Raw genomic sequence first — 13498 nt, 5'->3', positions numbered from 1 at the left:
AGGCATCATGACCAAGATCGCCATCAACGGCTTCGGCCGCATCGGCCGCAACATCCTCCGCGTGCTCGCGGACGGCAGGGGCCAGGGCCTCGAGCTCGTGGCCGTGAACGACCTGGCGGACAAGGAGGACCTGTTCTGGCTCTCCAAGTACGACACCATCCTCGGCCGCTACCCGGGTGAGCTCGAGATCTCGGACAAGGGCTTCCTGGTGGACGGCCGCGAGGTCGCCCTGTTCTCGGAGACGGACCCGGCCCAGCTGCCCTGGGGCGAGCTCGGCGTCGACGTCGTGATCGACTGCACCGGCATCTTCACCGACGGGGAGAAGGCCCAGGCCCACCTGGACGCGGGCGCCAAGAAGGTGGTCATCTCCGCCCCCGGCAAGAACGTGGGCGGCACGTTCGTCATGGGCGTGAACGAGGACACGTACGACGCCGCCTCCATGCACATCGTGTCCAACGCGTCCTGCACCACCAACTGCCTGGCGCCGATGGCCAAGGTGCTGAATGACGAGTTCGGCATCGTGGACGGCATCATGACCACCATCCACGCGTACACCGGCGACCAGAACCTGCACGACAACGTGCACAAGAAGGACCGTCGCCGCGCCCGTGCCGCCGCGCAGAACATGGTGCCCACGTCCACCGGCGCCGCCAAGGCCATCGGCGAGGTCATCCCCGAGCTCAAGGGCAAGCTGGACGGCTTCGCCATGCGCGTGCCCACCATCACCGGCTCCGCCACCGACCTCACGGTCGAGCTCACCCGCCACGTGGAGATCGAGGAGGTCAACGCGGCCTTCCGCAAGGCCGCCGAATCCGGCCCGATGGCCGGGCGGCTCGTGTACTCCGAGGACCCGATCGTCTCCTCCGACATCGTCACCTCCCCGGCCGCGTGCACCTTCGACGCCCCACTGACCAAGTCCATCGGCCAGACCGTGAAGATCATCGGCTGGTACGACAATGAGTACGGCTACACCTGCCAGCTCCTGGACCTCACGAAGCACATCGGCGACCAGCTCTGACCCTGGCGCAACCCGGACGGCCCGGGCCGGTGGACCTCCGCCGGCCCGGGCCGTCTGCCTAGACTGGCTGCAGACCGTGGACGACCCCAGGAGGCACACATGACCGCCCAGACTCTGAAGGACCTGCTCGATGCCGGCGTCGCCGGACGCACCGTTCTGATCCGCTCCGACCTCAACGTCCCGCTGGACGGGCAGACCGTCACCGACGACGGCCGCATCCGTGCCTCCGCGCCGGCCATCAAGGAGCTGGCCGACGCCGGCGCCCGCGTCGTCGTCATGGCCCACCTCGGCCGCCCGCAGGGGGAGCCCGACCCGAAGTACTCCTTGGCCCCCGTTGCCGCCCGCCTCGGCGAGGTGCTGGACGCCGACGTCCAGCTGGCCGCCGACGTGACCGGCGAGGACGCCCGTGCGAAGGCCGCCGGCCTCGAGGACGGCCAGGTGCTCCTGCTGGAGAACGTCCGGTTCGACGCCCGCGAGACCTCGAAGGACGAGGCCCAGCGCGGCGAGCTCGCCCGGGAGATGGCCGCCCTGGCCGGTGAGGACGGCGCGTACGTGGGCGACGCCTTCGGCGCCGTGCACCGCGCGCACGCGTCCGTCGCGGACATCGCCGCGCTGCTCCCGGCCCACCAGGGCCCGCTCGTGGCCACCGAGCTCGAGGTCCTCACCCGCCTCACCGACTCCCCGGATCGCCCCTACGTGGTGGTCCTGGGCGGCTCGAAGGTCTCGGACAAGCTCGCCGTGATCGACAACCTCCTGGAGAAGGCGGACACGCTGCTGATCGGCGGCGGCATGCTCTTCACCTTCCTTCAGGCCCAGGGCCACGAGGTCGGCGCGTCGCTGCTCGAGGAGGACCAGCTGGACACCGTCCGCCGCTACCTCGAGCGCTCGGGCGAGGGCGCCGCCGAGATCGTGCTGCCCACGGACATCGTCATGGCGTCCGCCTTCGCCCAGGACGCCGAGCACGAGGTCCTCCCCGTGGACGCGCTGACCACCGGCGCCCACGGCGCGGACGCGATCGGCCTGGACATCGGCCCGCAGACGGCGGAGGACTTCGCCTCCCGGATCGCCGGCGCCAAGACCGTCTTCTGGAACGGCCCCATGGGCGTGTTCGAGTTCCCGGCCTTCGCCGAGGGCACCCGCACCGTCGCGCAGGCGCTCACCGAGGCCACCGCCGCGGGCGGACTCTCCGTGGTGGGCGGCGGCGACTCGGCGGCGGCCGTGCGCTCCCTCGGCTTCGAGGACGACCAGTTCGGCCACATCTCCACCGGCGGCGGCGCCTCCCTCGAGTACCTCGAGGGCAAGGAGCTGCCCGGCGTCACCGCCCTGACCGGCGGGGAGGCGTGAGCATGGGTGCCCCCCGCACCCCGCTGATCGCGGGCAACTGGAAGATGAACCTGGACCATCGCGAGGCGGTCACGCTCGTGCAGCGCCTGGCGTGGCTGCTGCAGGACGCGGACCACGATCAGGAGGACGTGGAGGTGGCAGTGTTCCCGCCCTTCACCGACCTGCGTGCGGTGCAGACCCTGGTCACGGGGGATCGCATCGACCTCGCCTACGGCGCCCAGGACCTCTCCCCGGAGGACTCCGGCGCGTACACCGGCGACATCTCCGGCGCGTTCCTCTCCGCCCTCGGCTGTTCCTACGCGATCGTGGGGCACTCTGAGCGCCGTACGATCCACGGGGAGGACGACGCCCTCGTGGCCCGCAAGACGGCGGCCGCCCTGCGCCACGGGCTGACCCCCGTGGTGTGCGTGGGCGAGGGACTCGACGTCCGCCAGGCCGGACGGCACCTGGAGCACACCGTGGCGCAGCTGCGGGGCTCGCTCGAGGGCCTGTCCGCGGAGGACGCGGGCCGCGTCGTCGTGGCCTACGAACCGGTCTGGGCGATCGGCACCGGCGAGGTCGCCAGCGCCGCGGACGCGCAGGAGATGTGCGCCGCACTGCGTGCGGACCTCGCCGGGACCCACGGCACGGACATCGCCTCCGGGATGCGCCTGCTGTACGGCGGCTCCGTGAAGTCGTCCTCGGCTCCGGAGCTGCTCGCGCAGGAGGACGTGGACGGCGCCCTCGTGGGCGGTGCCAGCCTGGACGCGGACGAATTTGCTAAGATCGTCCGGTTCGACGCGGACCGCTGAGGCCCGTCGGTCGCCGGCGCGGCGCCCCGAGGAACACACCCGACGAGGGAAGGCCCCATGGACATCCTGCCCCTGCTGCTGCAGATCGCGGTCGTGCTGCTGAGCGTGCTGATCATCCTGCTCGTGCTCCTGCACAAGGGCCGCGGCGGCGGCGTCTCGGACATGTTCGGCGGCGGCGTGACCACATCCATGAGCTCCTCCGGCTCGGCCCAGCGCCTGCTGACCCGCGTGACGGTGGCCTCCGCGCTCCTGTGGGGCGCCGCCATCGTGACCCTCGGCCTCCTGGCCCGGTTCAACGTCGACTCCTGAGTTCCAGCGCCCCCCGGGCGAGCACACCGGCCCCGCACCCTGTCACGGGTGCGGGGCCGGCGTCGTCGTGACGGGTCAGCGGTCGCTGGCGTCGACGGCAGCGAGGTCCGTGCGCGCCAGGCCGACGCGCAGGACCTCACCGTAGACCTCGTCCGGGTCCAGGCGGCGCAGCTCCTCCGCCAGGCAGTCCTGGTCCGTGCGCCGGGGCAGCGAGATGCGCTGCACCGGACGACCCTGCTGGTAGAGGCGGGCCACCTGGGACTGGGACCGGGAGAGCACCACGTCCCCGTCGGGACCGCGCAGGCGTACCGCGCGGATGCCGTGGCCGGCCTTCGAGTGCGCGATCGTCACCGGCCGCTGCAGGCCCAGGGTGAGCCAGGCGGCCAGGAGCATGGTGCTGGGGGAGTCCGGGGCCCCGTCCACGGTGACGGAGCGGACCCGGGACAGCGGCAGGTGGTCGAGGATGCCCGCCACCTGGATGCGCCACAGGGTCAGACGCGTCCACGCGAGGTCGGTGTCCCCGTCCCGATGCCCCTCGGCCAGCGAGCGCAGCGCGGCCTCGGCGTCCGGACACGTCGCCGAGTCCGTGATGCGCCGGTGAGCCAGACGGCCCAGCGGGGTGTCCGCGGGGACCTCCGGGGGCGCGCCCGGCCACCACACGACGATCGGGGCATCGGGCAGCAGCAGCGCCGCCACGAGCGGCTCGCCCGCGTGGGCGTTGGCACCCTGGCACCACAGGATCACGACGTCGGACGCACCGGCGTCGCCGCCCACGCGGATCTCGGCGTCGAGGCGGGTCGCGGCGTCCGGGTCGCCGAGGGCGAGCACCACGATGCGGCAGGGATGCTCGAGCGACGCGGCGTTGGCGGCCTCCAGGGCCGGTTCGATGCCGGCGTCGTCGGTGCTGATCACCAGGGAGAGCACACGGCCGAGAGCCGCCACGCCACCGGCCTCGCGCAGCGCGGTGAGTCGCTTCGCCACCTGGGAGGTGGTGGTGTCGTGCATGCGGATCTTCACGGTCGCCTCCAGGTCCGGCCGTCGCGGGCCATCAGGGCGTCGGCGGAGGCCGGACCCCATGAGCCCGGCGGGTACGGCTCCGGCTGCTCCGGCCGTGCGGCCCAGTGCTCCTCGAACGGGTCGACGATGCGCCAGGACAGCTCCACCTCGGCCTGCCGCGGGAACAGCGGCGGCTCGCCGAGCAGCACGTCCAGGATGAGGCGCTCGTAGGCCTCGGGGGAGTCCTCGGTGAACGCGTGCCCGTAGCCGAAGTCCATGGTCACGTCCCGGACCTCCTGCTGGGCGCCGGGCACCTTCGAGGCGAAGCGGATGGTCACGCCCTCGTCCGGCTGGACACGGATGACGATCACGTTCTCGCCGAAGCCGTCGCCGGGGTGCACGGGGAAGAGCAGGTGCGGCGGGTCCTTGAACACCACCGCGATCTCGGTGACGCGCCGTCCCAGGCGCTTGCCGGCACGCAGGTAGAACGGCACACCCTGCCAGCGGCGGGTCTGGATCCCGACCTTGAGGGCGGCGAAGGTCTCCGTGGTGGACGCGGGGTTGAAGCCCTCCTCGTCCAGGAACCCGGTGACCTCCTCGCCGCCCTGCCACCCGCCGGTGTACTGGCCGCGGGCGGAGGCGGCATCGAGGCCCTCCGGGGTATCCGGGACCCGGACGGCCTCGAGGACCTTCTCCTTCTCCGCGCGCAGGTGCGTCGCGTCGAAGGACAGGGGCTCCTCCATGGCTGTCAAGGCCAGCAGCTGGAGCAGGTGGTTCTGGATGACGTCGCGGGCCGCGCCCACGCCGTCGTAGTAGCTCGCGCGACCGCCGATCCCGATGTCCTCGGCCATGGTGATCTGCACGTGGTCCACGTGCTCGGCGTTCCAGAGCGGCTCGAAGATCCGGTTGGCGAACCGGAAGGCGAGGATGTTCTGGACCGTCTCCTTGCCGAGGTAGTGGTCGATCCGGAAGACCGCGTCGGACGGGAACACCCGTTCGATCACGGCGTTCAGCTCCTGCGCGCTGGCCAGGTCGTGGCCGAAGGGCTTCTCGATCACCACGCGCCGCCACGGGCCGTCCGCGGGCTGGTCCCGCTCGGCCAGACCCTGGTCCGCGAGGTGCCGGGAGACGGCCTCGAACCAGTCCGGCGGGATGGAGAGGTAGAACGCGGTGTTGCCGCCGGTGCCGCGGGAGCTCTCCAGCTCCGCGAGCACCTCGCCGAGGCGTTCGTAGGCGGGGGCGTCATCGAAGGCCCCGGAGACGAACCGAAGCCCGCCGCGGAACTGCTCCCAGACGGTCTCGTCGAACGGGGTGCGCGAGCCGGATTCCACGGCCCCCTGCACGTAGTCCGCGAACTCGGCGTCGGACCAGTCGCGGCGGCCGAAGCCGACGAGGGAGAACGACGGCGGCAGCAGGCCCCGGTGGGCGAGGTCGTACATGGCGGGGAGCAGCTTCTTGCGCGCGAGGTCGCCCGTGACGCCGAACAGCACGAGCGACGAGGGGCCCGCGATGCGCGTCAGCCGCCGGTCACGGGGGTCGCGCAGCGGGTTCAGCCGCGTGCCGCGGGGCTCAGACGCCACGGAGGTCAGCCCGTCGGGCGGCGGTGCGCAGGGCGGCCACGCCGGCGCCGCGGTCGCGCAGGCGCAGCGTGGTCACCGGACGGCCGAGGCGGCGCAGCACGCCGGCGTCGCCCGCCGCCTGGGCCGCGATGAGCCGGCCCAGGGAGAACGGACGGCCGGGCACCTCGACGTCGGTGCTCGCCTCTCCGGTGACCTGCAGGAAGACGCCCGTGCGGGGCCCGCCCTTGTGGTACTGGCCGGTCGAGTGCAGGAAACGTGGGGCCCAGCCGAACGTCACGGGCCGGCCGAGGGAGCGGGCCAGGTCGGCTCGGATCCCGGCGAGGTCCGCGTCCCCGTGGCGGTCCAGGTAGGCGTGCACCGCGAGGTACCCGTCCCCGGGCACCTGGGCGGCGACGGCCGCGAGCACCGCGGCGAGGTCGTCGGCGGCGACCGCCGCATCGTCACCGGAGACCTCCACGCCCTGCACCACGGCGCCGGCCTCGGTGGCCGGGGCGGGGGAGTCCAGCAGCTCCCGGGCGGCGGCCTTGGCGGCCTCCACGTCCGGCTGATCGAACGGGTTGATGCCGAGCAGACGGCCGGCCACGGCCGTGGCCACCTCCCAGGTCAGCATGAGGGCTCCCAGGGAGCCGTGCAGCTGCACGGCGTGCGGCGGCGGGACGGACTCCTCGTCCTCGGCCACCAGGCGCACCTGCAACAGGTCCGGGGCCTCCCAGCCGGTCTCCGGGTCCCCGGCGCGGACGACGACGGGCAGCAGGCCCGTGCGCTCCTTGCCCGTGGACTCCGCGATCAGCTGCTCCACCCAGTCCCCGAAGCCCTCGATCCCGGAGCCCAGGTCCTGCACCACGAGCTTGTCCCGCAGCGGGGACGTGCCGCCGATGGCCGCGCCGAGGCGCAGGCCGGGGTTGTCCTCGTCGTCCGCGGTGAGCAGGTCCAGCACCTCCTCGGCCTCGTCCAGCAGCGCGGCGACGTCCACCCCCGCGAGCGCCGCCGGGACGATCCCGAAGGCCGTGAGTGCGGAGTAGCGGCCGCCCACGGTGGGGTCGGCGGTGAACACCGCGCGGTAGCCGGCCCTGATCGAGGCGTCCTGCAGGGGGGAGCCCGGGTCCGTGACCACCACGATCCGGGAGGCGGCGTCGATCCCCTCGGCGGCGAACGCGGCCTCGACCACCCGGCGCTGCGAGTCCGTCTCCACCGTGGAGCCGGACTTGGAGGAGACCACGAGCACGGTGCGCTCGAGGTCGCGCCCGAGCACGGCGGCCACCTGCTCCGGGTCGGTGGAGTCCAGCACCTCGAAGGGCCGGCCGGCCGTCGCCGCGATGACCTCCGGGGCCAGGGAGGAGCCGCCCATGCCCGCGAGCACCACGCGGGTCAGGCCCTCCTCCCGGAGCTGGGCGGCGAGGTCCGCGACGTCCTCGGCCACGGCGCGGGAGTCGTCGAAGAGGTCGATCCAGCCCAGGCGCCGGGCGGCCTCCTCCTGGGCGGCCTCACCCCACAGCGCGGCGTCCTGGTCGGCGAGGCGGGAGGCGAACCGCTCCGCCACGAGGTCGGGGACATGGCGGTCGATCGCGTCGAGGGCGGATCCGGTGGCGGTGAGGCCGAGGGTGCTCATCTGGGGTCCTTTCAGCGGCGTGCGGCGGGTCTCAGGCGTGGGCGTCGAGGCCGGCGCGCACCGAGGCGAGCAGCTCGTCCCACGCGTCCTCGAACTTCTGCAGGCCCTCGGCCTCGAGGCGCTCCACGAGCTCGGGGTAGGAGATCCCCAGCGCGCCGATCGCGTCGAGGTCGGCATCGGCCTGGGTGTAGGCGTCGGTGACGGTGTCCCCGGTGACCTCGCCGTGGTCGGCGAACGCCTCGAGGGTCTTCTCCGGCATGGTGTTGACGGTGTCCGGCGCCACCAGGCCGGTCACGTACAGCGTGTCCGGCAGCTCCGGGTCCTTGACGCCCGTGGAGGCCCATAGGGGCCGCTGGACGTGGGCTCCGTCGGCTTCGAGCAGGCGCCAGCGCTCCGTGTCCAGGGCCTGCTCGAACGCCCGGTAGGCCAGGCGGGCGTTCGCCAGCCCGGCGCGGCCGGTCAGCTCCGCCGCCTCGGGCCGGCCGTCGGCGGCCAGGGCCCTCAGCTGCGCATCCACGTCCGTGTCCACGCGGGAGACGAAGAAGGACGCCACGGAGTGGATGCGGGACACGTCGTGGCCGTTCGCGCGGGCCTGCTCGAGCCCCGCCAGCCAGGCGTTGACCACCTCGCGGTACCGGGGCAGGGAGAAGATCAGGGTCACGTTGACGCTCAGGCCGGAGCCCAGGACCTCCGTGATGGCGGGCAGCCCCTCCACGGTGGCGGGGATCTTGACCATCAGGTTGCGGCGGTCCACTGCCGCGGCGAGCTCGCGCGCCTGGGCCACGGTGCCGGCCGTGTCCCGGGCCAGCCGCGGGTCCACCTCGATCGAGACGTAGCCGTCCCGGCCGTCCGTGGCCTCGTGGACCGGGGCCAGCAGATCGCAGGCCCGGCGGACGTCCGTGGTGGTGAGGGCGGTCACCGCGGCCTCCACGTCCGCGCCCTCCGCGGCGAGCTCGCGCAGCTGCGCCTCGTACGCGTCGGCGTGCTTCAACGCGGCCGCGAAGATGGACGGGTTCGTGGTCACGCCCGTCACCGTGTGGGTCGTGAGCAGCTTCTCGAGGCTGCCCTCGTCCAGTCGGGTGCGGGACAGGTCGTCCAGCCAGATGGACACGCCGGCCTCCGCGAGCGCGGTGGTCGCGGGGCTCTGCACGGCCGCGTCGGCGGTGCGCTGCAGGTCGGTCATGGGGTGGGTCCTCTCCTGGTGCATGCGGGCGGGCGCGTCAGAGCAGCCCGCGGGCGACGCCGGCCACGTTCTCGGGGGTGAATCCGTACTTGCGCAGCAGATGCGGGCCGTCGGCGGATTCTCCGTAGTGCTCGAGGCTCACCCGCGCGCCCCGCGAGCGCCCGGTGACGGTCAGCTCGAACCACGGCATGCCGATGCCGGCCTCCACCGAGACGCGCACGGGGGCCTCCGGCCCGTCCGGCAGCACCGAGGTCCGGTACTCCTCGTCCTGCTCGGCGAACCACTCCAGGCACGGGGCGGACACGACGCGCGTCGGCACGCCCTCGGCCTGCAGCCGCTCCCGGGCGCCCACGGCCACGGCCACCTCGGAGCCGGTGGCGATCAGCAGGACCTGCGCGTCCGCGGGGGCCCCGTCGGCGTCCGTGGCGTCCACCAGCACGTAGGCGCCGCGGGCCACGCCGGAGGCAGGGGCGAATCCGTCGGTCTCCCGCGGGAGGGTGGGGACGCCCTGACGGGTCAGCACCAGGCCCGCCGGGTGGTCCCGGCGCTTCAGGATCGTCCGCCACGCCCATGCCGTCTCGTTGGCGTCGGCCGGACGGACGACGTCGAGGCCCGGGATCGCGCGCAACGCCGCCAGGTGCTCGATCGGCTGGTGGGTGGGGCCGTCCTCGCCGAGGCCCACGGAGTCGTGGGTCCACACGTACACGCTCGGGGTGCCCATCAGGGCGGCCAGGCGCACGGCCCCGCGCATGTAGTCGGAGAACGTGAGGAAGGTGCCCATGTAGGCACGGGTGAGTCCCCCGAGGGTGATGCCGTTGACGATCGCGCCGGCCGCGAACTCGCGGATGCCGAAGTGGAGGGTGCGGCCGTACGGGTCGCCCTGCCAGGTGGCGGTGGAGCGGTGCGCGGGGATGAAGGAGGGCTCGCCCTCCATGGTGGTGTTGTTGGACCCGGCCAGGTCGGCGGAGCCGCCCCACAGCTCGGGCATGAGCGGGGCGAGCGCCGTGAGGACCGTGCCCGAGGCGGCGCGGGTGGCCAGGCCCTTCTCGTCGGCCTCCCAGGACGGGAAGGCGTCCTCGAAGCCCGCGGGCAGCTCACGGGCGCGCAGCCGGTCGAACAGGCGGGCGCGCTCCGGGTTCGCCGCGCGCCAGGACTCGAGGGCGCGCTCCCACTCGGCGCGGTAGGCGGCCGAGCGCTCGCCCACCTGTCGGGCGTGGGCCAGGAGGGCCTCGTCGACGTCGAAGTGCGCCTCGACGTCGAACCCGAGATGGGCCTTGAGCTCGCGCACCTCGTCCTCGCCGAGCTTCGAGCCGTGGATGCCGCCGGTGTTCTGCTTGCCGGGGGAGGGCCAGCCGATGACGGTGCGCAGCTTGATCAGGGACGGGCGCCCCGTCTCGGCCTTGGCGGCGGCGATCGCCTCGTACAGCCGCTCCACGTCCTCGGTGTACTCGGTGACGTCGTGGCCCTGGGACCCGTTGGTCCAGTCGACCTCCTGCACGTGCCAGCCGTAGGCCTCGTAGCGGGCGGAGACGTCCTCTGTGAAGGAGATGTCGGTGTCGTCCTCGATGGAGATCCGGTTCGCGTCGTAGAGCACCACGAGGTTCCCGAGCTCCTGGTGGCCGGCGAGCGAGCAGGCCTCAGCCGACACGCCCTCCTGGATGTCCCCGTCGGAGGCGATCACGAACACGTGGTGGTCGAAGGGCGAGGTGCCCGGGGCGGCGTCGGGGTCCAGCAGCCCGCGCACGCGGCGCTGGTCGTAGGCGAAGCCCACCGCGGAGGACAGGCCCTGGCCCAGGGGGCCGGTGGTCATCTCCACGTGCGCGGTGTGGCCGCGCTCCGGGTGGCCGGGCGTCTGGGAGCCCTCGGTCCGGAGGGCCGCGATGTCCTCGATCTCCAGGCCCGCCCCCGCCGCGAACAGCTGGAGGTAGAGCGTGAGGGAGGAGTGGCCGGCGGAGAGGATGAACCGGTCGCGGCCGGCCCACGCGTCGTCGGCCGGGTCCAGGTGCATGACGTTCTGGAAGAGCTGCCAGGCGACCGGGGCCAGGGAGATGGCCGTGCCGGGATGGCCGTGGCCGGCCTTCTCGACCGCGTCCGCGGCCAGCACCTTGAGCGTGTCCACCATGCGTCGGTCCTGCTGGTCGTACACGAACCCGCGGGCGGGGCGGACCCGGTCGAGCGGGGTGGGGGAGGTCTCGGACATGTGCGGCTCCTCTGTGCTGGTGCGCGGACGGGCGGCGGCGGCACCGGAGCCCACGGGGGTCGGCGGCGTGCCCTCGCGCCCAGCCTAGTGGGCTTGGCCGCGCGTCGCCCGGTGTGGGCTTCGTCCCCCCGCGAACAGCGCCACGGGCGGGTAGGATGGCCGGAAGGTCACCCGGCTCCCGCGCCCGGCCTCCGGGTCCGGGCGGGAGGATCGCGGGGCCGTCCCCGTCCCCTTCCCCGTGAGAAGCCGATGTCATCCTCCGTGGAGTCCACCTCCCCAGCCCGCGCCGTCAGCCCGGCCACGGACGCCGTCGCGTCCCGCCCGCCCATGACGGCGGGCCGCAAGATCCGCGCCTACGTCGAGCTGACGAAGCCCCGCGTGATCGAGCTTCTGCTGGTCACCACGCTGCCCACCATGATCTTCGCGGAGCGCGGCTTCCCGGACGTCCTCACCATGCTCGCCACCCTCGTGGGCGGCGCGCTGGCCGCGGGGGCCTCGGGCGCGTTCAACTGCTACATCGACCGGGACATCGACCGGGTCATGAAGCGCACGGAGCGCCGCCCGCTGGTCACGGGCGAGGTCACCCCGCGCGAGGCGCTGGTCTTCTCCTGGACGATCGCCGTGCTGTCCGTGCTCATCCTGGGCCTCGGCGCCAACTGGCTGGCCGCGGCCCTGGGCGTGGCGGCCATCTTCTTCTACGTGGTGGTCTACTCGCTGATCCTCAAGCGCCGCACAGAGCAGAACATCGTGTGGGGCGGGATCGCCGGCTGCTTCCCGGTGGTGATCGGCTGGGCCGCGGTGCGCGGCACCGTCGAGTGGCCCGCGATCGTGCTGTTCACCGTCATCTTCCTGTGGACCCCGCCGCACTACTGGCCGCTGTCCATGAAGTACAAGAAGGACTACCAGGAGGCCCATGTCCCCATGCTCGGGGCCGTCGCCTCCGCCCGCCTCGTGTCCAACCAGGTCGTGCTCTACGCCTGGGCCACGGTGGCCTGCTCCCTGCTCCTGGTCCCCATGGGCTGGGCCGGCATCGTCTACACCGCCGTCGCCCTCGGCGTGGGCGGCTGGTTCGTGTGGGAGTCGCACGTGCTCCAGCGGGAGGCCCAGCGGGACGACTTCGAGGACCGCAAGGCCATGAGGGTGTTCCACCTGTCCATCACCTACCTCACGCTGCTGTTCATCGCCCTCGCGGTGGACCCGTTCGTGGGCGAGCCCCTCATGCAGGTGGCCGGCGGCCGCTGACCCGCCCCGCCTCGGCCCCACGGCCCCGCACCGGAGACGGTGCGGGGCCGTCGTCGTCCCGGGACCGATGTCCCCGCCGGACCGGTGTCCGGGACGACGACGGCGCCGCCCCCCGTGCGGGGGAGCGGCGCCGTCGTGGTGGGTCGGGTCCGGGGGCGGTGCGTCAGCGGCGGCCGGCCGGGGCGGCCGCGTGGGCCGCGGTGGGGCTCTCGGCGGCGGGGGCGACCACGCCGAACGGGTCCGCCCCATGGGTGACGTAGCGGGAGCGCTGGCGGTCCCACACCGCGGTCGCCGCGGCCACGAGCAGGGCGGAGCCGAGCATGTGGAGGATGACCAGCCCCACGGGCAGGCCCGTGAAGTGCTGGGCGTAGCCGATGCCGGCCTGCAGGACCAGCACGCCCAGCAGGCGCAGGACCGCGCCGCGCTGCCGCGTGGAGGCGCCGGCCGCGCCGTGCACGGTGAACAGCAGCACCAGCGTGGCGGCCAGGATGAGATAGACGGGCAGGGCGTGCACGCGGGTGACCGTCAGGGGGTCGAAGGCGTGCCGCGGGGCGCCCGGGTCGCCGCCGTGGGGACCGGTGCCCGTGACCACGGTCCCCAGGTACACCACCACCCAGGTGAGCGCGAACACGGCCCAGGCCGCCGCGCGGGTCACGGCGGTGGTGCGGCCGTCCACCACCGGTGCCCCGGGCCCCTCGGCCCGCAGCTCGGTGCCCACCCTGATCACCAGGAGCGTGGCCACGGCCACCATCACGGCGGAGACGATGAAGTGCAGCGCCACCACCCAGGGGTTCAGCTGGGTGAGCACGGTGATGCCGCCCACCACGGCCTGCGCGGGGATGCCGGCCAGCAGGCCCACGGACATCCAGAACGGCGAGCGATGGGTGCGGCGCAGGTTCCACAGCGAGAGGAACATGGCCACCGCGATGATCACCAGGACGAACGTCAAGGTGCGGTTGCCGAACTCGATCACCCCGTGGATGCCCATCTCCGGGGTGTTGGTGAGGGACTCCGGGGTGCACCGGGGCCAGGTGGGGCAGCCCAGGCCGGACCCGGTGAGGCGCACCGCGCCGCCGGTGACGATGATGCCGATCTCGGACACGAGCGAGGCGATCGCCAGGCGGCGCGTCAGGGGGGAGATCCGCCGGGGCAGACGCGCGGCGAGGCCGCCCTCGTCGTCGGGCGTCCGCGGAGCGGGGGAGGTGGGGGACATGGCGTCCTTCCGG

At 73.4% G+C, this 13498-nt stretch carries 11 protein-coding genes; 5 read left to right on the top strand and 6 right to left on the bottom strand.

What is annotated here, in order from left to right; translation table 11 throughout:
- The first annotated feature begins 7 nt into the window (after positions 1-7).
- The 4 genes from gap (at position 8) to secG (ending at position 3462) form a co-directional block, all read left to right on the top strand.
- The gene (gene gap / locus MA879_RS03090; RefSeq protein ID WP_248123397.1) at positions 8-1018 is read left to right on the top strand and encodes a type I glyceraldehyde-3-phosphate dehydrogenase; all 1011 of its coding nucleotides are present in this window, start codon (positions 8-10) and stop codon (positions 1016-1018) included.
- Positions 1019-1117: 99 nt separating this feature from the next.
- A complete protein-coding gene (locus tag MA879_RS03085) occupies positions 1118-2362 on the top strand; it encodes a phosphoglycerate kinase (protein WP_248123395.1) in 1245 nt (414 codons plus the stop codon).
- Between the two features lie 2 nt (positions 2363-2364).
- On the top strand, positions 2365-3153 hold the full coding sequence (gene tpiA / locus MA879_RS03080) for a triose-phosphate isomerase (protein ID WP_248123393.1): 789 nt from the start codon (positions 2365-2367) through the stop codon (positions 3151-3153).
- A 57-nt stretch (positions 3154-3210) separates the two neighbouring features.
- Positions 3211-3462 carry a preprotein translocase subunit SecG gene (gene secG, locus MA879_RS03075; RefSeq protein WP_248123391.1) on the top strand — a complete coding sequence of 84 codons (252 nt, stop codon included), beginning with the start codon at positions 3211-3213 and terminating at the stop codon, positions 3460-3462.
- A 75-nt stretch (positions 3463-3537) separates the two neighbouring features.
- Here the strand turns inward: secG and MA879_RS03070 are convergent, their stop codons facing one another.
- Genes MA879_RS03070 through tkt form a run of 5 tightly spaced genes read right to left on the bottom strand, consistent with a single transcriptional unit; the run spans position 3538 to position 11030 of the window.
- Complete coding sequence (locus MA879_RS03070; protein ID WP_248123389.1) at positions 3538-4479, bottom strand: glucose-6-phosphate dehydrogenase assembly protein OpcA; 942 nt, start codon at positions 4477-4479, stop codon at positions 3538-3540.
- A complete protein-coding gene (zwf, locus tag MA879_RS03065) occupies positions 4476-6038 on the bottom strand; it encodes a glucose-6-phosphate dehydrogenase (RefSeq protein ID WP_248123387.1) in 1563 nt (520 codons plus the stop codon). The genes MA879_RS03070 and zwf overlap by 4 nt, the downstream gene beginning before the upstream one ends.
- A complete protein-coding gene (locus MA879_RS03060) occupies positions 6028-7647 on the bottom strand; it encodes a glucose-6-phosphate isomerase (RefSeq protein ID WP_248123386.1) in 1620 nt (539 codons plus the stop codon). Before MA879_RS03060 ends, zwf begins: the two co-directional genes overlap by 11 nt.
- 31 nt (positions 7648-7678) lie before the next feature.
- On the bottom strand, positions 7679-8830 hold the full coding sequence (gene tal / locus MA879_RS03055) for a transaldolase (RefSeq protein ID WP_248123384.1): 1152 nt from the start codon (positions 8828-8830) through the stop codon (positions 7679-7681).
- Positions 8831-8867: 37 nt separating this feature from the next.
- Complete coding sequence (gene tkt, locus MA879_RS03050) at positions 8868-11030, bottom strand: transketolase (protein ID WP_248123383.1); 2163 nt, start codon at positions 11028-11030, stop codon at positions 8868-8870.
- A gap of 249 nt (positions 11031-11279) precedes the next feature.
- Here tkt and MA879_RS03045 point away from each other — a divergent pair, with 249 nt between their 5' ends.
- A complete protein-coding gene (locus MA879_RS03045; RefSeq protein ID WP_282447534.1) occupies positions 11280-12272 on the top strand; it encodes a heme o synthase in 993 nt (330 codons plus the stop codon).
- 163 nt (positions 12273-12435) lie between these two features.
- On the opposite strand, the gene MA879_RS03040 is transcribed toward MA879_RS03045, so the two are convergent.
- A complete protein-coding gene (locus MA879_RS03040) occupies positions 12436-13485 on the bottom strand; it encodes a COX15/CtaA family protein (RefSeq protein WP_248123381.1) in 1050 nt (349 codons plus the stop codon).
- Positions 13486-13498: the final 13 nt, after the last annotated feature.

This window comes from Micrococcus lacusdianchii, assembly GCF_023155805.1.
In the GTDB taxonomy this organism is placed as follows: Bacteria; Actinomycetota; Actinomycetes; order Actinomycetales; family Micrococcaceae; genus Micrococcus; species Micrococcus lacusdianchii.
Note: the sequence above shows the minus strand (reverse complement) of the source record. Positions and strands in the feature narration are given on the sequence as shown.

What these genes read in the sequence shown, in the direction of transcription:
- MA879_RS03060 (WP_248123386.1), bottom strand. Translation starts at nt 7,647, where the DNA reads ATGAGCACCCTCGGCCTCACCGCCACCGGATCCGCCCTCGACGCGATC.
- tal (WP_248123384.1), bottom strand. Translation starts at nt 8,830, where the DNA reads ATGACCGACCTGCAGCGCACCGCCGACGCGGCCGTGCAGAGCCCCGCG.
- MA879_RS03045 (WP_282447534.1), top strand. Translation starts at nt 11,280, where the DNA reads ATGTCATCCTCCGTGGAGTCCACCTCCCCAGCCCGCGCCGTCAGCCCG.
- tkt (WP_248123383.1), bottom strand. Translation starts at nt 11,030, where the DNA reads ATGTCCGAGACCTCCCCCACCCCGCTCGACCGGGTCCGCCCCGCCCGC.
- MA879_RS03085 (WP_248123395.1), top strand. Translation starts at nt 1,118, where the DNA reads ATGACCGCCCAGACTCTGAAGGACCTGCTCGATGCCGGCGTCGCCGGA.
- MA879_RS03040 (WP_248123381.1), bottom strand. Translation starts at nt 13,485, where the DNA reads ATGTCCCCCACCTCCCCCGCTCCGCGGACGCCCGACGACGAGGGCGGC.
- secG (WP_248123391.1), top strand. Translation starts at nt 3,211, where the DNA reads ATGGACATCCTGCCCCTGCTGCTGCAGATCGCGGTCGTGCTGCTGAGC.
- tpiA (WP_248123393.1), top strand. Translation starts at nt 2,365, where the DNA reads ATGGGTGCCCCCCGCACCCCGCTGATCGCGGGCAACTGGAAGATGAAC.
- gap (WP_248123397.1), top strand. Translation starts at nt 8, where the DNA reads ATGACCAAGATCGCCATCAACGGCTTCGGCCGCATCGGCCGCAACATC.